Source organism: Anaerofilum hominis (assembly GCF_014287275.1).
Classification (GTDB): Bacteria; Bacillota; Clostridia; order Oscillospirales; family Ruminococcaceae; genus Pygmaiobacter; species Pygmaiobacter hominis.
This window is the reverse complement of sequence record NZ_JACONZ010000001.1, coordinates 137,820-152,397: the sequence shown is the minus strand read 5'-3', so window position 1 is coordinate 152,397 and position 14,578 is coordinate 137,820. Positions and strand designations below refer to the sequence as shown.

Below are 14,578 nucleotides of genomic sequence, written 5' to 3'. Positions count from 1 at the left end.
TTTTGAGCAGAGATAAGATCATCATCAAGGGCGCCAGAGAACACAATTTGAAAGATATCGACGTGGAACTGCCGCGCGAAAAGCTGATCGTCATGACCGGCCTGTCCGGCAGCGGCAAGTCCAGCCTGGCGTTCGACACCATTTACGCCGACGGCCAGCGCCGCTATGTGGAGAGCCTGTCCAGCTATGCGCGTCAGTTTTTGGGCCAGATGGACAAGCCGGACGTGGACTCCATCGAGGGGCTGTCGCCGGCCATCTCCATCGACCAGAAGACCACCTCGCGCAACCCGCGCTCCACTGTGGGCACGGTCACCGAGATCTACGATTACCTGCGCCTGCTGTACGCGCGCATCGGCATCCCGCACTGTCCCATCTGCGGGCGCGAGATCCATCAGCAGACGGTGGACCAGATGGTGGACGCCATCCTGAAGCTGCCGCAGGGCGCCCGCTTTCAGGTGCTGGCCCCGGTGGTGCGGGGGCGCAAGGGCACGCATGTAAAAGAGTTTGACGCCGCGGCCCGCAGCGGCTTTGCGCGCGTGCGGGTGGACGGCAACATGTACGAGCTGGACGAGGAGATCAAGCTGGAAAAAAACATCAAGCACACCATCGAGATCGTGGTGGACCGCCTGGTGATCAGCGAGGACGTGCGCAGCCGTCTGGCGGATTCCCTTGAGACAGCGCTGGGGCTTACCGGCAGCATCGTCACCGTGGATGTGATCGGCGGCGAGGAGATGACCTTTTCGCAGAACTATGCCTGCCCGGAGCACGGGGTCTCGGTGGAGGAACTGGCTCCGCGCATGTTCAGCTTCAACAACCCTTTCGGCGCCTGCGAGACCTGCACGGGCCTTGGCACCTTTATGCGGGTGGACCCGGAGCTGATCCTGCCCCACAAAAACCTCTCCATCCGGCAGGGGGCCATCAAGGCGAGCGGCTGGTACTATGCGGCCGGCTCGATCGGCGAGATGTACTACAAAGGCCTGGGCCAAAAGTACGGCTTTACGCTGGACACCCCCATCAAGGAGATGTCCAAAGAGGCGGTGCAGGCCCTGCTCTACGGCACCAAAGGGGAAAAACTGACCCTTTACCGGGAGACGGACAGCGGCACCGGGCGCTATACCACTGATTTTGAGGGGATCGTCAACAACCTGGAGCGGCGCTTCCGCGAGACCAGCAGCGAGTGGACGAAGGACGAGATCGCTGGGTTCATGACCGGTGTCGAGTGCCCGGACTGCCACGGAGACCGGCTGAAAAAGACCTCGCTGGCCGTCACGGTGGGGGGCATCAACATCAGCCGCTTCACCCAGATGTCGGTCAAGGAAGAGCTCGCCTTTTTGGACGGGATCGCGCTCACCGAGCGCGAGCACCTGATCGGGGACCGCATCCTCAAAGAGATCCGGGAACGGCTGGGCTTTTTGCAGAGCGTGGGCCTGGAGTATCTGACCCTTGCCCGCAACGCCCAGACCCTGTCCGGCGGCGAGAGCCAGCGCATCCGCCTGGCGACCCAGATCGGCTCTTATCTGGTGGGGGTGCTGTATATTCTGGACGAGCCCAGCATCGGCCTGCACCAACGGGATAACGACAAGCTGATCGCCACCCTCAAGCGGCTGCGGGACCTGGGCAACACGCTGATCGTGGTGGAGCACGACGAGGACACCATGCGCGCCGCCGACTATGTGGTGGACATCGGCCCCGGGGCGGGCGTGCACGGCGGGGAACTGGTGGCCTGCGGCACGGTGGAGGATATCATGGCCGAGCCGCGCTCCATTACCGGGCAGTATCTGTCCGGCAAAAAAAAGATCAGGGTGCCCGAAAAGCGCCGCAGCGGCACGGGCGGGCGTCTGCGCATCGTGGGGGCGAACCAGAACAACCTCAAGGACATTACGGTGGAGTTCCCGCTCGGGGTCATGACCTGCGTCACCGGCGTTTCGGGCAGCGGAAAATCCAGCCTGGTCAACGATATCCTTTATAAAAAGCTGGCCGCCGACCTCAACGGCGCCAAACTGCGCCCGGGCAGCTTTCAGGAGATCGAGGGCATGGAGCAGATCGACAAGGTCATCGGCATCGACCAGTCGCCTATCGGCCGCACCCCGCGCTCGAACCCGGCCACTTATACCGGCGTGTTCACCGATATCCGCAACCTTTACGCCCAGACCACCGATGCCAAGATGCGCGGCTACAACTCGGGGCGGTTCTCGTTCAACGTCAAGGGGGGGCGCTGCGAGGCGTGCGAGGGCGACGGCATCATCAAGATCGAGATGCACTTTTTGCCGGATATCTATGTGCCCTGCGAGGTCTGCAAGGGCCGGCGCTACAACAGGGAGACGCTGGAGGTCAAGTACAAGGACAAAAACATTTACGATGTGCTGGATATGACCGCCGAGGAGGCGGTGGTGTTTTTTGAGAACATCCCGCGCATCAAGCGCAAGATCCAAACGCTGGTGGACGTGGGCCTGGGATATATCAAGCTGGGCCAGAGCGCCACTACGCTGTCCGGCGGCGAGGCGCAGCGGGTCAAGCTGGCGCTGGAGCTGGCAAGGGTAAGCACCGGAAAGACGGTCTATATCCTGGACGAGCCCACCACCGGCCTGCACACCGCCGACGTGCACAAGCTCATCAAGGTGCTGCAGAAGCTGGTGGACGCGGGCAACACGGTGATCGTCATCGAGCACAACCTGGACATCATCAAGGTCAGCGACCACATCATCGACCTTGGGCCGGAGGGCGGCAATGCGGGCGGCGAGATCGTCGCCACCGGCACGCCGGAGCAGGTGGCTGCCAACCCGCACAGCTATACCGGGCAGTATTTGAAGCCCATGCTGGCAAAAAAGTAGCGGGCGCCCGCCGCGGCGGGCGGGACGGGTAAGTTGTGCAAAACCGCAAAAAGGTGTATAATCAAATGATGGAGGTGAAGCTTTGGAGTATCAGGATTTTACAGAGCTCGACCGCGTGATCGACGAGATCGGCAACTATTACGACCACGTTCCCGCGGCTTACGTCCACTCTTTCGGCTGCCAGCAGAACGTCAACGACGGCGAAAAGATCAAGGGCGTGCTGCAGCAGGCGGGCTACAGCCTGACCGACCGGGCAGAGGGGGCCGACCTTGTGGTCTTCAATACCTGCGCGGTGCGCGAGCATGCGCAGCAGCGGGTCTACGGCAACATCGGCGCGCTCAAGCCCCTCAAAGCGGCAAACCCAAAGCTGCTCATCGCCATCGGCGGCTGCATGGTGCAGCAGCGTGAGGTGGTGGACAAGCTCAAGCAGAGCTACCCTTATGTGGACGTGGTCTTTGGGGTAAACGCCATCGATCGGCTGCCCGGGCTGCTGGCCCAGCGCATCCGCGCCAAAAAGCGGGTGCTCATGGACCCGGCGGAGCGCTATGACATCATTGAAAATCTGCCCATCCACCGGGACAGCACGTTCAAGGCCTGGCTGCCCATCATGTACGGCTGTGACAATTTTTGCTCTTACTGCATCGTGCCCTTTGTGCGCGGGCGGGAGCGCAGCCGCACCCCGGAGGACATCCTGGCCGAATTCCGCACCCTGGTGCAGAGCGGGTACCGGGAGATCACCCTGCTGGGGCAGAACGTCAACAGCTACGGCAAGGGACTGGAGAAGAAGATCGATTTTTCCGACCTGCTGGCCCTGCTGGCAGAGCAGGAGGGGGATTTCCGGCTGCGGTTCATGACCAGCCACCCCAAGGACGCCAGCCGCAAGCTGATCGACACCATCGCCTCCCACGAAAAGATCTGCAAAAACCTGCATCTGCCGGTACAGAGCGGCTCCGACCGCATCCTGGTGCAGATGAACCGCAAATACGACGTCGCCCAGTACAAGGGGCTGATCGACTACGCCAAGCGCACCGTGCCTGAGATGACCTTTTCCAGCGACGTCATGGTGGGCTTTCCGGGGGAGACGGAAGAGGATTTTGAGCAGACCGTGCAGCTGGTGCGGGAAGTACGCTATATCCAGCTGTTTACCTTTATTTTTTCAAAACGCACCGGCACCAAAGCGGCGCTGCTGGAGGACGATACCCCCCATGCGGCCAAGGCGCAGCGCATCAACCGGCTCATCAAGCTGCAGGAGGAGATCGCCGTCGAGGAGGCCGCAGCGCTGGCAGGGCGCAGCTTCAAAGTGCTGGTGGAGGGGCCCGGGCGTCAGCCGGGCCAGCTGGCCGGCCGGCTGGACAATAACCTGGTGGTAGAATTTGAGGGCGATGCGGCCCTGGTGGGCAGCTTTGCACAGGTAAAGGTCACCGGCAGCAAGGGCATTTATCTGCAGGGCGGCCTTGAGGCGCGGTGAGCGCGCGCCGGCCCGGCGCTTTCGGCAGGGGCAGGGAAAAGCGTGCGCCGGTTTTTGGCGGCCTGGTCCCGCAGGACGGTAAAAACGTCTTTGGGCAAATGCAGCGGGGCGGCGCGATCGGCTGCACTGCCGGCCAAAGCCCGCCGCGTGCAGATCTTTTTGCTGCATTTTTGGCAAAAAAGCAGTTTGCGGGCTGTTTCGGTCCGCGGCTTTCAAATTTTATTTCATGTAAAGGAGATCGAATATGGATATCATTGATCAGGTCAGGGCGCTCGCGTTGGAGCTGCAGAAGGACCAGCGCTATCTGGTGCTGGAAAACGCCCGCCGCATGAACGACGCCGACGAGGAGCTGCAGCAGCAGATCGGCGAGTTCAACCTGGCGCGCATCGACCTCAACAACGAGGTGAGCAAGCAGGAAAAAAACGCAGAGCGCATCACGGAGCTCAATGAGAAAATACAGAGCATTTACACGGACGTCATGAACAATGAGAGCATGCAGGCATACAACGAGGCCAAAAATGAAATGGATAGCCTGATGCAGTATATCAACGCCATCCTGACCACCGCGGTGAACGGGGGCGACCCGATGACGGTGGAGGAGCCCAGCTCCTGCGGCGGCGATTGCAGCGGCTGCAGCGGCTGCCACTGATAAACAGCGGCGCGGCGGCAAAAAGAGCAGGGGGACCGTCCCGCCGGAGCGGTGCGGCCCTGCTGCGCGGCAGGCGCGGCGGATCTTGACCAGAACGACGCCGCAGGGGCGTTCCGCGGCAGTTTCACGGGGCGCTCCTGCGGTTCCTTTTTTTCATTTTAAAATTTCCGACAGGGCGGCGGGACGCGCGATGGGTCCGGCTGCCTGCATTCTGACAGGTGGTGCGCGGTTTGGCAGAGCTTTCTCCCATGATGAAGCAGTATTTTGAGATCAAAGAGCAGTACAAGGACACGATCCTGTTTTTCCGCCTTGGGGATTTTTACGAGATGTTCTTTGACGACGCCATCCTGGTGTCCAAAGAGCTGGAATTGACCCTTACCGGGCGGGACTGCGGACAGGACGAGCGGGCGCCCATGTGCGGCGTGCCCTATCACGCCTGCGAGACCTACCTTGCCCGGCTGATCGCCAAGGGCTACAAGGTCGCCATCTGCGAGCAGATGGAGGACCCGGCCAAGGCCAAGGGGCTGGTCAAGCGGGACATCATCCGCGTGGTGACGCCGGGCACGGTCATTGAAAGCAGCATGCTGGACGACGCGAAAAACAACTATATCGGCTCCATCTTTCTGCGCGGCGGGGAAGCGGGGGTCTGCTTTGCAGACGTGTCCACCGGCGTGTGCCACGTCACGCAGCTCACCGAGGGGGACCTGGACGGGGGCATCATCGGCGAGCTGTGCCGCTTTGCCCCCAGCGAGCTGCTGTTCAACAGCGAGATTTTGAAGCACAAACAGGTCACCGGCTATGTCAAAGACCATATGGCTTGCTCGGTAGAACTTCTGGACGAGACTGACTATGAGCCGAAAGCCGCCGAGGAGCGCATGCGCGGGCAGTTTGGGCCCGGTTATGAGCACACGGCCGGGGTGCGCAAAAACAGCCCGGCCTTTTACAGCCTGTCCGCGCTGCTGGCTTATCTGGCGGGCACGCAAAAGCGCGGCATCGAACGGCTGAAAACAGTGGACGTCTACTCGGGCAGCCAGTATATGCAGCTTTCGCCCGTCACCCGCGCGAACCTTGAACTCACCGAGACGATGCGCGGACGCGAGAAAAAGGGGACGCTGCTGTGGGTGCTGGACAAGACCCAGACCGCCATGGGCAAGCGGCTGGTGCGCGGCTGGATCGAACAGCCGCTGCTGGACCCGGAGGCCATCAACGAGCGGCTGGACGGGGTGGAGGAGCTCTATAAAAAGAACGTGCTGCGCGCTGATCTGCGGGACGCCCTGTCCCATGTTTTTGATGTGGAGCGGCTGATGACCCGGGTCATCTACGGTTCCGCCACACCGCGCGAGCTGCTCTCGCTGGCCTCCACCTGCGCCAGGCTGCCCGACCTGCTGGCCCTGTTGGCGGGCTGCGAGAGCAATGCGCTGCGCGGCGTGCAGGCGGGCATCGACCCTTTGCAGGACATCCGCGCCCTGATTGAGGCGGCGGTGGACGAGGAAGCTCCCTCCACCCTGAAAGACGGGGGCGTCATCCGCCCCGGCTACGATCCGGAAGTGGATGAACTGCGGGACATCATGCACGGGGGCAAGGGATATCTGACCGATCTTGAGGCAAAACTGCGGGAGGAGACCGGCATCCCAAAACTGAAGATCGGTTATAACCGGGTTTTTGGCTATTACATAGAGATCTCCCGCGCGGTCACCACCCCCGTCCCCGAGCACTTTGTGCGCAAACAGACCCTTGCCAATGCCGAGCGCTATATCACCGACGAGCTCAAACAGCTGGAAAATAAGATCCTAGGGGCCAGCGAAAGGCTGATCGTGCTGGAACGCGAGCTGTTCGACGGCCTGCTCTCCCAGGTCTCGGCCGAGCTGGTGCGCATCCAGGCCACGGCCGCCGCGCTGGCGAAGCTGGACGTGCTGGCGGGCTTTGCAGAGGCCGCGGTCAAAAACAGTTACGTTCGGCCCGCGGTGGACGGCGGCGACGAGCTGGTCATCACCGAGGGGCGCCACCCGGTGGTGGAGCAGATGGGCAAAGGGCTGTTCGTGCCCAACGACACGGTGCTGGACTGCGATGAGAACCGCATGCTCATCATCACCGGCCCCAACATGGCCGGCAAAAGTACCTATATGCGGCAGAACGCCCTGATCTGCCTGATGGCGCAGATCGGCAGTTTTGTGCCGGCCAAGGCGGCAAGGGTGGGGGTCGTGGACAGCATCTTTACCCGGGTGGGGGCCTCCGACGATCTGTCGGCGGGCAAATCCACCTTTATGGTGGAGATGACCGAGGTGGCGGAGATCCTCAAATCGGCCACGGCCAAAAGCCTGGTGGTGCTGGACGAGATCGGCCGGGGCACCTCCACCTTCGACGGCATGAGCATCGCCCGCGCGGTGGTGGAGCACATCGCTGCAAAATCGGGACGTCTTGCCTGCAAAACGCTGTTCGCGACCCATTACCACGAACTGACCGACCTGGAAAACGCCATCGACGGGGTAAAAAATTACAATATCGCGGTCAAGAAGCGCGGCGACGACATCACTTTTCTGCGCCGCATCGTGCGCGGCCCGGCCGACGACAGCTACGGCATCGAGGTGGCGAAACTGGCCGGCCTGCCCGACGAGATCATCGCCCGGGCCAAAGAGGTGCTCCGGGTGCTGGAGAACAGCACCACCACCCCCAACCCGGTGATGCAGCTGGGATTTGACAATTACGAGCGGTTTGAGGAGGAAAAGGCGCCGCCCGCCCTGATGGAGCGGCTGCGGGCCCTGGACGTGGAGACCCTCACGCCGCTGGAGGCGCTGAACACCCTGTATGAGATCAAGCAGCAGCTGTCGTGAGCGCAAGGGCGCGCACAGCGCCGCTGCCGGTGCGCGGGCTTCCTCTCCGGCGCGGGGAAGCTGCCGTGAGCGCAAAGGCGCGCAGGGCCCTCTGCGCAGGGGCGCAGCCCGGCACAGCGGGGGCTTCGCGGTCTTGGCCGCACGGGCCGGGCCGTCCGCCCGCCTGTGTCTTTGTTCTTTCTCTTTATCCTCATCCTCAGAAAAGGCAGGTGACCGCCATGGCGGTGATCCATGTACTTGACAAGCATACGGCGGAGCTGATCGCCGCCGGCGAGGTGGTCGAGCGCCCCGCCTCGGTGGTCAAAGAGCTGATTGAGAACTCCATCGACGCGGGCAGCACCGCCGTCACCGTTGCGATCGTCCGCGGCGGCGTAGGCAGCATCGAGGTCAGCGACAACGGCAGCGGCATTGAAGCGGAGTACATCTCCACCGCCTTTGTGCGCCACGCCACCAGCAAAATCGCGCGGGAAGAGGACCTGGCCGCCATCGGCACGCTGGGCTTTCGCGGCGAGGCGCTGGCCAGCATTGCCGCGGTGGCAAAGGTGGACCTGCTCACCCGCACCGAGGCCGACGAATACGCCTGCCTTTACCGGCAGGCGGGCGGGGAAGAGCTCTCCGCCGAGGCGGCCGCCCGCCCGGTGGGCACCACCATCACGGTGCGGGATCTGTTCTACAATGTCCCGGCGCGCATGAAATTCCTCAAAAAAGACACCAGCGAGGGCAACTATGTCAGCGATGTGGTGCTGCGCCAGGCCCTGGCGCATCCGGAGATCTCGTTCCGTTTTGTCCGCGACGGCAGGGAGCAGTTCCACACCCCCGGCGATGGGGATGCGATGAGCGCGATCTATGCCGTGCTCTCGCGGGAGTTCGCAAAAAATCTGATGCAGGTCTCCTACCGGCAGGGGGTCCTGGGGGTGGAGGGCTATGTCACCGCGCCCATCGCCTGCCGCGGCAGCCGCTCGATGCAGTTCTTTTATATCAACGGCCGCCAGGTGGAGGACCGCACCCTGATGGCGGCCCTTGAGACCGCCTATAAGGGGATGGCCATGCAGGGCCGGTTCCCGGGCTGTGTGCTGAACGTCACCATGCCGCTGGAGCGGGTGGACGTCAACGTGCACCCGGCAAAGACCGAGGTCCGTTTCGCCAATACCGGCGAGATCTTCGACCTGATGTACAAGGCCGTCAAAAGCACGGTATCGCGGCCGGACGCGCCGCAGAAGCGGCTGGACCTTTCCCGGGCGGAGGGCGCTGCTCCCGCCGCCCCTGCCTCCGCCGCCCCCGCGCCCGCGGAGGGAAAAAGCGCCGCCTCAGCGGGGCGCGGCCCCTCCTTGGCCGCCCAGCTGGAGATGCCCGGCGCCGCGCGGCCTCTGCGGCCCGCTCCCGCACAGGCGCCGGAGGGCGAAGAGACAGGGGAGCTGCTGCGCCAGACGGCGGCGGTGACCTATGAGACCCGCCGGACCGCGCGGCTGCTGGACATTGAAAAGACCCCGCAGGAGGATTTTGCCGCAGGCGCCGGTTCCAAAGCATCCCCGGAAAGCCGGAGCAGCGGCCTGCGGGACAGCGTCCCGGCGGCTGCCGTCCCGGCGCACACGGCAGCGGCGGTCCCCGCACCGGAAACGACAGAAAACGAGCTGGAAAGCGCCGCGGAACCGTTAGAATATGTGGGGGAGGCTTTTCGCACCTATATTCTCGCCCAGTACGGGGACGAGCTGGTGCTGATCGACAAGCACGCCGCCCACGAGCGGGTCTTATACGAGAGACTGGCGGCGGGATACGGCCGGGTGGACGGCCAGCTGCTCATGTCCCCGGTGAGCGTCACCCTCTCCGCGGCGGAAAAAAACGCCCTGCTCGCAGACGACGAACTGCTGACCCAGGCGGGCTTTGAGGTGGAGGACTTCGGCGGGGCAAGCGTGCTGGTGCGCGCGGTGCCCGCCAATGTGCCGGTGGAGAGCGTGGAGCGGCTCACCGAGGAGATCGCCGCAAAGCTGGCCTCGGGCAGCCGGGACACCCGCAGCGAAAAGACCGACTGGGTGCTGCATTCCATCGCCTGCAGGGCGGCCATCAAGGCGGGCGACCATGACCCCGCCCCCACGCTGCTGGCGCTGGCAAAGAAGATCCTGGACGGCGAGGTGCCGCCGTTCTGCCCTCACGGGCGCCCGGTGCTCATCAGGCTGTCCCGGAAGGAGCTGGAAAAACAGTTTGGCCGAAGAGAATAGACAAAAGCTGGCGGTGGTGCTGGGCCCGACTGCCGCAGGCAAGACGGCGCTGGCCATCCGGCTGGCCCAGCGCTGGGACGGGGAGATCATCTCCGCCGATTCGATGCAGATCTACCGCGGCCTTGACGTCGGCACCGCCAAAGCCACGCCGCAGGAGCGGGCGCTGGTGCCTCATCACCTGATCGATATCCGGGACCCGGAAGAGCTGTTCAGCGTAGCGGATTTCACCGCTTTGGCGGCGCAGGCCATCCGCGAGATCGCCGGCCGGGGCAGGCTGCCCATCCTGGCGGGGGGAACGGGGCTGTACCTCTCTTCGCTGATCGACGGGCTGACCTTTTCCGACGAGCCGCCCGACGACGGCACCCGCGCCCGCCTGGCCCGGCAAGCCGCTGAACTGGGCGGTGCGGCCATGCATGAGCGGCTTGCCGCCGTCGACCCCGAGAGCGCGGCGGCCATCCACCCCAACAACCTCAAGCGGGTGCTGCGCGCCCTGGAACTGTACGAAAAGACCGGCCGCACCATGTCCGGGCAGCGCGCGGCCTCCCGCCCTGCAAAGCCCCCCTACGATACACTGGTGCTGGGGTTGGATTTTGCGGACCGGGAGACCCTTTACCGCAGCATTGACCTGAGGGTCGACCGCATGCTGGAAGGGGGGCTCGTGGACGAGGCGCGCCGGGTATACGACCACCGGCACAGCTGGCGCACCGCCGCCCAGGCCATCGGCTACAAAGAGCTTTTCCCCTTTTTTGAGGGGGAGGCTGCTCTCGGGGAATGTGCGGACCGGCTGCGGCAGGCCACCCGCAATTATGCCAAGCGTCAGCTCACCTGGTTCCGGCGCATGCCGGACGTGTGCTGGATGGACGCGGCCCGGCCGTGTCTGCCGCCCGGGGCGCAAGCGTTTTTGGACGCAGCCCGCAGGAAACTTTCATCAAATTTTTAAAAGGGGCGGCCCCGCCGCCCGCGGCCGCGCCCCGCGCGGCGGGAAAGGAAGATTGCCATGAAGGCCACAAATCTGCAGGATCTGTTTCTCAACACAGTGCGGCGGGACCGCACGCCGGTGACCGTCTATCTGCTCAGCGGCTATCAGCTGCGCGGCACGGTGCGCGGGTTTGACAATTTCGTCCTCGTACTGGACTGCGACGGCAAACAGAATATGGTCTACAAGCACGCCGTGTCCACCATCATCCCCGCCCGCAGCGTCAACCTCGTGGTAGACGAGGGTCAGAATGGATAAGCGGCGCGCTGTCCGCTGGGCCGTCTTTCTTGTGCTGCTGGTCCCGGTCGTCTATCTTGCGCTGCAGCTGGTGCCGCTGCTGTTTCGCGGCTATGAGACGCAGACTGCCGTGGAGGCGACGCTGGCAGACGCAGTGCCGGCGCGCGGGGTGGCGGTGCGCACCGAATATCCGCTGGACCACAGCGGCGGCGTGTTGGGCTATCTGGTGGAGGACGGCAAGCGCGTGGCCCCCGGCGCTGCGGTGGGCGAGATCTTTGCCGGGGAGGCGCAGGCCCAGAGCAGCGCCAGGGCCGCCCGGCTGAGCACAGAGCTGGCCATGCTGGAGCAGTCGCAGTCGCAGGGGCTGGCCGGCGGCACCGACGTGGACCAGATCTTAAAACAGCAGCAGCAGGGGCTGTTCGACCTGCTGGAGGTCATCGACAGCGGCAGCTATGAGGGGCTGACACAGGCGAAGAACGCCGTCACCCTTGCCGTGAACCGCCTGCAGGCCGCCACCGGCGCTGCGGTGGATTTTTCAGCGCGCATCGCCTCCCTGACCCAGGAGAGGGACGCGGCCCTGGCCGCGGCGGGTGCGGTGGAATATCTGTACGCGCCCTCTCCCGGCGGCTATTTTTCTTCCATGACCGACGGGCTGGAACAGGTGCTGACGCCCGAGGCGCTGGACGCCATGAGCGCTGCCGAGCTGTCCGCCCTGGCGGAAGCCCCGGGCGGGGAGATGACGGCTTCCGCGGGCAAACTCATCGGCAGCTATGAGTGGTATTATTACTGCCTGGTGGAGGATGCGGCGGCCGACCGTTTTGTGGATGACGGGGGACCTGTGGAGGTGGAGATCGACTTTGACTACACCGGCGCAAAACAGATACCGGCCCGGGTGGTCAGCGTCGACCGCGACCCCGCCGGGGGCCCGGCCAAGATCAAGCTGATGTGCGATTACATCAACGCCGAGACCGTCAACCTGCGCGCGGGTACGGCGCAGATCTCTTTCCGGCGGTATGCGGGGGTGCGCATCGAGCAGTCGGCCGTGCATATCGTGACCGATGAGGACGGCGTTCAGCGGCGCGGGGTCTTTGTCAAATACGGCAATGTGGTCCAGTTCAAGCGCATCGACCCGACATTTGAAAATGACCAGTATGTCATTGTGCCGGCAAAGATCCAGATCGGCTCAGACGAACGGAGCCTGAAAAACGAAGTGCTGCTTTACGACGAGATCATCACCTCGGGCAAGGACCTGTACGACGGCAAGCTGCTGTGAGTGCAGGCCGGGAAAATTTTCCTTTCTGCGCCCCGACGCCTGCTTTTGAGGGCGCCGGGCGGGCCGGCAGAACTATTTTTCAGGCTTTTGTTGACATTGCCGCAAAAAAAAGTGATAATACTAGTAACAATGCTTGAAAAGCGCCGCGCGGGCAAGGAACGGTGCGGCGGCAGGACAAATATGATAAAGGCAGGGCAAAGTTATGGGACTGTTTAAGAAACTTGGAAACCTGATGGGCGTACCCGAAGAGGAATACGACGACGAGTACGGGGACGATATCGATTTCATCAATAACCAGTCTGCTTATGCGGGCGGGGAGCAGGAAGAGCGCTATGAGGCGTCCGAGGCCGCTCAGGCCGCGCAGCAAAAGCGCAACAAGGTGGTCAATATCAATGCGACCACCCAGCTGCAGGTCGTGCTGGTCAAGCCGGAGCGCTTTGACGACGCCAGCGCCATCGCGGATCACCTGAACGCCAAGCGCACAGTGGTGCTCAACCTTGAGTCCACCAACAAGGACATCTCCCGCCGTCTGGTCGACTTTTTGTCCGGCGTGGCCTACGCCAACAACGGCCAGATCAAGCGGGTGGCGAACAGCACTTTCATCATCACCCCCTATAATGTGGATATCATGGGCGATCTGCTGGACGAGCTGGAGAGCAATGGGGTGTTCTTTTAATTGAGCGGTTATCTGCCCCCGAGCACCCCGGCGGAACAGATCTTCTGCCGCCGGGTGACGGATATGATCCGGCGCTGCGAGGCGTCCGGCCGCCCTCAGTATCTGGGCTTTCTGGACGAGCGCCAGCAGGCGCTTGCCGGCGCGCAGCTGTCTAAAACAAAATGGCCGGAGCACCTTTTTTTCGGCGGCTATCCTCTCGCCGAGCGAAAGGTGCTTGCTGTGTATGCGGACGAGCCCCCAAACGGGGAGGCGTTTCCGCTGTGCTGCCTGCGGGTCTCCTGCCGCAGCGGGGGCCTGACGCACCGGGATCATCTCGGCGCGCTGCTGGCCCTTGGGCTCAAGCGGGAATGCGTGGGGGATATCCTGCCCGACAGCGAGGGCGCCTATCTTTTTGCGCTGTCCTCCAGCGCGGCGCTCATCGCCGCAGAGCTGCGCGAAGTGGGCCGGGAAGCGGTAAAAACGGCGATCTGTGCCCCGCCCGCAGACCTTGCGCCGCAGCAGGGGGAGACGGTCCGCGCCAGCGTGGCGTCCCCGCGGCTGGACGCCGTGCTGTCCGCGCTGCTGCACGTCAGCCGGGACGACGCCTCGGCGCTGGTGCGCTCTGAGCGGGTGCTCGTCAACCATGTGCCAAAGACCGGGCCCGCCGCCCAGCTCAGCGAGGGGGATATCCTCACCGTGCGCGGCGTGGGGCGCTTTAAACTGGAAGAGATCGGCGGCCAGACCAGAAAGGGCCGTGTTTTCGTGACCTGCATCAAATATTGACTGAGGTGATCACTCAAATGCTGTCGTCGGAAGAAATCAGATCGGTGACCTTTGAAAAAGCCATGCGCGGCTACCGCACCGAGGACGTGGACGCGTTTCTCGAGCAGGTGGCGGCAGGGGTGGACCAGCTGGCCGCTGAGAAAGCGGATCTGGAGAAAAAACTTTATATCCTTGCCCAAAAGGTGGAGGAATACCGCGCGGAGGAGGATACCCTCAAATCCGCGCTCATCAACGCGCAGCGCCTGGGCGAAAACGTGATCCACGAGGCCAAGGCCAAGGCGGACAGCGTCGTGCGGGAGTCCACCAGCAGAGCGCAGCGCATCCTGGAGGCGGCGGCGGAACGCGAGCGGGAAGAAAAGGACAAGCTGCGCCAGCTGGAAGCGGAGATCGCCTCTTTCAAGGGCGGTATCCTCAGCCTGTATCAGCAGCATATCGAGTCGCTGAGCGAGCTGGACCGCCGGGTGGGCGACGTCCACACCGCCGTTTTCGGCGAGGAGGCCGCGGCGCAGGAGGAGAGCAGCGCCCCCGAGGAGGGGGAAGAGATTACCGCTGAGCCGGTAGAGGCATCTGCGATCGAGAACGCGGGCTCTATTGTGGACAGCTACCAGGATGCGGTGCTCAACAGGGACGCGGACTGAACCTCCGGGCGACCGGTAGAC

General features: G+C 63.5%; 11 protein-coding genes. All 11 read left to right on the top strand.

Annotated features, from left to right (window positions below; translation table 11 throughout):
* Window positions 1-2: 2 nt before the first annotated feature.
* The 11 genes from uvrA to H8S23_RS00640 all read left to right on the top strand — a co-directional run bounded on the left by uvrA (window position 3) and on the right by H8S23_RS00640 (window position 14,557).
* Window positions 3-2,831, top strand: coding sequence for an excinuclease ABC subunit UvrA (uvrA, locus tag H8S23_RS00690; protein WP_186886396.1), 2,829 nt, complete (start codon window positions 3-5; stop codon window positions 2,829-2,831).
* Between the two features lie 82 nt (window positions 2,832-2,913).
* Window positions 2,914-4,299, top strand: a complete 1,386-nt coding sequence (miaB, locus tag H8S23_RS00685; protein ID WP_186886395.1) for a tRNA (N6-isopentenyl adenosine(37)-C2)-methylthiotransferase MiaB — start codon at window positions 2,914-2,916, stop codon at window positions 4,297-4,299.
* A gap of 244 nt (window positions 4,300-4,543) precedes the next feature.
* Entirely contained in the window at window positions 4,544-4,948 is a 405-nt protein-coding gene (locus tag H8S23_RS00680; protein WP_186886394.1) for a YlbF/YmcA family competence regulator, read from the top strand.
* A 230-nt stretch (window positions 4,949-5,178) separates the two neighbouring features.
* On the top strand, window positions 5,179-7,779 hold the full coding sequence (gene mutS / locus H8S23_RS00675) for a DNA mismatch repair protein MutS (protein WP_186886393.1): 2,601 nt from the start codon (window positions 5,179-5,181) through the stop codon (window positions 7,777-7,779).
* 218 nt (window positions 7,780-7,997) lie between these two features.
* The gene (mutL, locus tag H8S23_RS00670; RefSeq protein ID WP_186886392.1) at window positions 7,998-9,995 is read left to right on the top strand and encodes a DNA mismatch repair endonuclease MutL; all 1,998 of its coding nucleotides are present in this window, start codon (window positions 7,998-8,000) and stop codon (window positions 9,993-9,995) included.
* Window positions 9,979-10,935, top strand: a complete 957-nt coding sequence (gene miaA, locus H8S23_RS00665) for a tRNA (adenosine(37)-N6)-dimethylallyltransferase MiaA (RefSeq protein ID WP_243165795.1) — start codon at window positions 9,979-9,981, stop codon at window positions 10,933-10,935. The genes mutL and miaA overlap by 17 nt, the downstream gene beginning before the upstream one ends.
* A 57-nt stretch (window positions 10,936-10,992) precedes the next feature.
* Window positions 10,993-11,229, top strand: coding sequence for an RNA chaperone Hfq (hfq, locus tag H8S23_RS00660; RefSeq protein ID WP_186886391.1), 237 nt, complete (start codon window positions 10,993-10,995; stop codon window positions 11,227-11,229).
* Entirely contained in the window at window positions 11,222-12,481 is a 1,260-nt protein-coding gene (locus H8S23_RS00655; RefSeq protein ID WP_186886390.1) for a biotin/lipoyl attachment domain-containing protein, read from the top strand. Before hfq ends, H8S23_RS00655 begins: the two co-directional genes overlap by 8 nt.
* A 202-nt stretch (window positions 12,482-12,683) precedes the next feature.
* A complete protein-coding gene (locus H8S23_RS00650) occupies window positions 12,684-13,157 on the top strand; it encodes a cell division protein SepF (RefSeq protein WP_186886389.1) in 474 nt (157 codons plus the stop codon).
* Window positions 13,158-13,919 carry a YlmH/Sll1252 family protein gene (locus tag H8S23_RS00645; protein WP_186886388.1) on the top strand — a complete coding sequence of 254 codons (762 nt, stop codon included), beginning with the start codon at window positions 13,158-13,160 and terminating at the stop codon, window positions 13,917-13,919.
* 17 nt (window positions 13,920-13,936) lie between these two features.
* Window positions 13,937-14,557: a DivIVA domain-containing protein gene (locus H8S23_RS00640; RefSeq protein ID WP_186886387.1), complete on the top strand. Its 621-nt coding sequence runs from the start codon at window positions 13,937-13,939 to the stop codon at window positions 14,555-14,557.
* Window positions 14,558-14,578 lie beyond the last annotated feature (21 nt).

What these genes read in the sequence shown, in the direction of transcription:
- H8S23_RS00640 (WP_186886387.1), top strand. Translation starts at nt 13,937, where the DNA reads ATGCTGTCGTCGGAAGAAATCAGATCGGTGACCTTTGAAAAAGCCATG.
- H8S23_RS00650 (WP_186886389.1), top strand. Translation starts at nt 12,684, where the DNA reads ATGGGACTGTTTAAGAAACTTGGAAACCTGATGGGCGTACCCGAAGAG.
- H8S23_RS00655 (WP_186886390.1), top strand. Translation starts at nt 11,222, where the DNA reads ATGGATAAGCGGCGCGCTGTCCGCTGGGCCGTCTTTCTTGTGCTGCTG.
- mutL (WP_186886392.1), top strand. Translation starts at nt 7,998, where the DNA reads ATGGCGGTGATCCATGTACTTGACAAGCATACGGCGGAGCTGATCGCC.
- hfq (WP_186886391.1), top strand. Translation starts at nt 10,993, where the DNA reads ATGAAGGCCACAAATCTGCAGGATCTGTTTCTCAACACAGTGCGGCGG.
- H8S23_RS00680 (WP_186886394.1), top strand. Translation starts at nt 4,544, where the DNA reads ATGGATATCATTGATCAGGTCAGGGCGCTCGCGTTGGAGCTGCAGAAG.